We start from the raw sequence: 4244 nt of genomic DNA on the forward strand, positions 1-4244 counted from the left end.
CAAGGGGGACAAGGGGGACAAGGAAGCAATTCCAGCCACTCAGCAACTACCAACTACCAACTACCAACTACCAATCACCAATTACCAATTCTCAAAATCACGGATTTAAAACAGCATTACAGCTTAGAACGCAATTTTATCGAGCGGTTGTTTAAAGCTGAAGACCAGACAATTAAGGCTGTAGATGGAATAAATTTGGAACTTTTCCCTGGGGAAATTTTGGGATTAGTTGGGGAATCGGGCTGTGGTAAGAGTACTTTATCTAGGACAATATTACAGCTAGTTCGCCCTACATCGGGAAAAGTAGAGTGGCAAGGCACGGATTTAACTACTTTGTCGCGACAAGATCTGCGCCTTTCTCGACGACAAATGCAAATGATCTTCCAAGATCCCCATGCTTGTCTTAATCCAACAATGACAGTGGGACAGAACATTGCCGAACCTTTGTTCATTCATCACATAGCTAATTCTACAAAAGCGAAAGAGCAGGTGATGGCAATGCTGAAGCGAGTCGGACTAGTTCCAGCAGAGAATTACTACAGCCGCTATCCTAGCGAACTATCTGGCGGACAACAGCAGCGAGTGGCGATCGCCCGTGCGTTGATTACTCGTCCGCGACTGATAATTTGTGACGAACCTGTCAGTATGCTTGATGCTAGCATCCAAGCTCAGGTACTCGATTTAATGCTGGAATTAAAGCGAGAGTTCGATTTAACTTATTTGTTTATTACCCATGACTTGTGGGTAGCTCGATTTTTATGCGATCGCATTGCTGTGATGAATAGCGGTCAGATTGTCGAAATCGATACGACTCAAGCTATCTTTAACAATCCTCAGCATCCTTATACCCAAGCGCTGTTGGCAGCTGCACCGTTATTAGGAAGTCAGTAGGGGCGGGTTTGGAAACCCGCCCGTACGGGAGTAGGGAGTGGGGAATGTAAGAGCTGTGCGATCGAGTGGATGAGGGGTGAAGAGGTGATGAGAACGATTCGCGATGCAGTGGTTGCCGATTTGTCAGAAATTGTCGCAATTTATAATGCTGCAATTCCCGACCGATTAGCAACAGCCGATCTAGAACCCGTATCTGTAGAAAGCCGCACGGATTGGTTTTTCGCCCATTCTCCAGCAGAGCGTCCGATTTGGGTATTGGAAATAGATGCAGCTATAGCTGGCTGGCTGAGTTTTCAATCTTTTTATGGACGACCAGCTTATAAAGCAACTGCGGAGGTGAGTATATACGTTTCTCCTAGCTATCGTCGCTGTGGGGTGGGGCGACAATTGTTATCTTACGCGATCGAGCAAAGCCCCAGCTTGGAGTTAAAGACTCTATTAGGCTTCATTTTTGCCCATAACCAGCCCAGCATAGAACTATTTGATGCGTTTGGCTTTCAGCGTTGGGGTTATTTACCCCAAGTTGCCAATCTTGACGGTGTAGAGCGCGATTTGGTCATAATGGGAAAGCAAATTCAGTTATCAGTGAAGCAAGAGAGCAGGGAGCAGGGACGAGCTGGGAGCAGTTAATTTCGACTGCCTGACTTGCGAATGCGCGACTTCATCTATATAAATACCCCTTTTTCTAGGATACTTAAGGTTGATATAATTCCGAAGCAGTTCGATCGCAAAACTATCAGCACGCTATCAACTTAGTGGTGTGTTAGCAATTGGTATTGTTTATTACAGGTGTTCATGACTACACTGATTCCACAGCCTCAACAACCAACTTACGGTTCCTTCAATACTGAAATACGTCTCAAAGATATCCTCAAAACCATACCTAAAGAGTGCTTTCAACGGGATCGCCTGCAAGCATGGTCGCAGGTATTCATTAATATTTTTATGGTTGTGGTGGGTTATGTAGGTTTAGCGATCGCGCCTTGGTATTTGTTACCCTTTGTTTGGATTTTTACCGGTACAGCGTTGACCGGTTTTTTTGTGATTGCTCACGATTGCGGACATCGCTCGTTTGCCAAACGCCGTTGGGTTAACGATTTAGTAGGGCATACGCTACTATTACCGTTAATTTACCCTTTCCATAGCTGGCGCATCTTACACAATCACCACCACCTACACACTAATAAAATCGGTGAAGACAACGCATGGCAGCCTTTTCAACCAGAGTTTTATGCTAGTTTAGGTTCTCTCGGGCAATTTGGGTATCGACTAATGCGGGGTGAATTCTGGTGGATGGCTTCTACCTTGCACTGGGGAGCATTACATTTTAACTGGACTCGATTTGAAGGGAAACAACGCGAACAAGTCAGATTTTCGGCTTTGTCAGTCATTGTTTTTGCCGCGATCGCATTTCCGCTACTTTTTGCTACTACTGGTTTCTGGGGAGTTATCAAATTTTGGTTTATCCCTTGGTTGGTCTATCATTTTTGGATGAGTACTTTTACTCTGGTACACCATACAGCTGTAGATATTCCTTTCTACCATCCTCATGAATGGAATGCGGCGCGATCGCAGTTGTCAGGTACAATTCATTGCAATTATCCCCGATGGGTAGAATTTCTCTGCCACGATATTAGCGTCCATATTCCCCACCACATTTCGACTGCAATTCCTTCCTACAAACTGTGGCAAGCTTATCGCAGCTTACAACAAAACTGGGGTGATTATTTACACCCAGAATCCAACTTTTCTTGGTCTTTAATACACGAAGTTACGTCTCAGTGTCATATCTACGACCCTGACAATTGCTACCAGTCATGCCGGGAATTTCGTTTAGGGAACAGAAAATAAGGACAAGTTAAAAGTCAGAAGTCAGAAGTCAGAAGTCAGAAGCTAGGAATGAGCGATCGTTGGTGAGTGACTAGTGGCTAGTGATTAGTGGTTAGACTCAACTCTTGTTACCAGCCACCAGTCACTAGTCACTGATAACTGACAACTGATAACTGATTCATGTTAAGATGCATGTCAATTCTGAAAGCTGTGTTGAGAAGGAAAATTTAAGTATGGAAGCCGCATTATTGTTAGCAAAACTACCGGAAGCATATTCCATCCTAGATCCTCTAGTTGACGTTCTGCCCTTGATTCCTCTATTTTTCTTGCTGCTAGCTTTTGTTTGGCAAGCGGCTGTTGGCTTTAGATAAGCTAGGGCTAAACGCAGCGCTAACTCTTAATACGTGGAAGCAGGATAGGCATCGTCTACCCTGCTATTTTTTCAGATGAATTGTTCAACAAATTTTAATGAGACAGACTGTGAAGGCTACTTTTCTTCACCCACCACGGCGAGAACCAATTGACTTTTGAAATGCCGGACGTTCTGCGAGTCTTTTGACATAGCTAACCACTGCTGGGTAGCCACTCAGATCTAGCTTTAGCATGATGGGAATGTAACTTAAGATAGAGCCGACCGCGACATCAGCTGCACTAAAATGTTGACCGAGCAAATAAGATTGCTGTTCTAGAATTCGATTGAGGGCAGTCATCAAACGCGGCATTTCGCGATCGCGGTTTGCTTCAACAAAAATTCCTGGTCCTAGTGTGGCATTAGCAAATAAAATCCATTGGCTCAGCTGAGCGCGTTCTGCTAAGGACAGCTCAGCTTTTTCATACTTGTCGGCAAGATACGCAAGAATTGCACCAGATTCCCACAATCGGACATCTCCGTCTACAATTGCTGGCACTTTACCAAAGGGGTTAATGGCAAAATAATCTGGCTGGAGATGCTCTCCTGCTTTCATATCCAGCATGACAAATTCGTAGGGAACTTCTAGTTCTTCCAGATACCATTGAACGATCGAGGCACGGCTAAAAGCACCACCATAAAGCTTGAGCATGTTGGCAAGATTAAAATATTGTTACAAAACTCGACAATCACAGAACTTGATGGGTGTAAGCGTGCTGCTTTACATTGTCGTCTTTACTAACAACTCGTTTCGTATTTAGTACGCGCTTGCGTTCTGTGGAATAATTAAAATCTTCACGAGTTGTGCCGAGAGGAATGAGAGCCTTAGCAACAGTACGGCTCTTGTAAGTACGAGCAGCAGCGATCGCCCGTTGTCCGAAGTCGTCGCTAAATTGGGCTGAGGTGGGAAAACCAGCAGGGATCTGTAATTTGTCCCCAGCTAAAACCGTTCCCAGGGTTGTAGCGCTAACCAGTTTGTAAGATGTGGGAATACCTTTAGCGATCGCTTCTAAAGCAGCAGAGGGTATCGGCTCGATAATTTCTAGTTCGCGCACTTCTCCCTCTTCCTTCACAAAGCATGTCGCTAATCCGATCGCAACGTAGTCTTCCGAGG

The 4244-nt window shown here is 44.8% G+C and carries 6 protein-coding genes; 4 read left to right on the plus strand and 2 right to left on the minus strand.

From position 1 onward, the window contains the following. The 4 genes from C7Y66_RS29960 to C7Y66_RS29975 form a co-directional block, all read left to right on the plus strand. A partial coding sequence (locus tag C7Y66_RS29960) for an ATP-binding cassette domain-containing protein (protein WP_199197733.1) occupies positions 1-891 on the plus strand: 891 nt, incomplete at its 5' end. Positions 892-960: 69 nt separating this feature from the next. Beyond that, positions 961-1521, plus strand: coding sequence for a GNAT family N-acetyltransferase (locus C7Y66_RS29965; RefSeq protein WP_233222913.1), 561 nt, complete (start codon positions 961-963; stop codon positions 1519-1521). 165 nt (positions 1522-1686) lie between these two features. After that, complete coding sequence (locus C7Y66_RS29970; protein WP_106548325.1) at positions 1687-2742, plus strand: fatty acid desaturase; 1056 nt, start codon at positions 1687-1689, stop codon at positions 2740-2742. A 212-nt stretch (positions 2743-2954) separates the two neighbouring features. Continuing rightward, entirely contained in the window at positions 2955-3092 is a 138-nt protein-coding gene (locus C7Y66_RS29975; protein WP_039714828.1) for a photosystem II reaction center protein K, read from the plus strand. A gap of 126 nt (positions 3093-3218) precedes the next feature. Here the strand turns inward: C7Y66_RS29975 and C7Y66_RS29980 are convergent, their stop codons facing one another. Continuing rightward, entirely contained in the window at positions 3219-3782 is a 564-nt protein-coding gene (locus tag C7Y66_RS29980) for a glutathione S-transferase family protein (RefSeq protein WP_106548326.1), read from the minus strand. A gap of 37 nt (positions 3783-3819) precedes the next feature. After that, the coding region (locus C7Y66_RS29985; RefSeq protein WP_106548327.1) for a hypothetical protein at positions 3820-4244 on the minus strand (425 nt) is incomplete at its 5' end.

It is taken from the genome of Chroococcidiopsis sp. CCALA 051, from assembly GCF_003015105.1.
Taxonomy (GTDB): Bacteria; Cyanobacteriota; Cyanobacteriia; order Cyanobacteriales; family Chroococcidiopsidaceae; genus Chroococcidiopsis; species Chroococcidiopsis thermalis.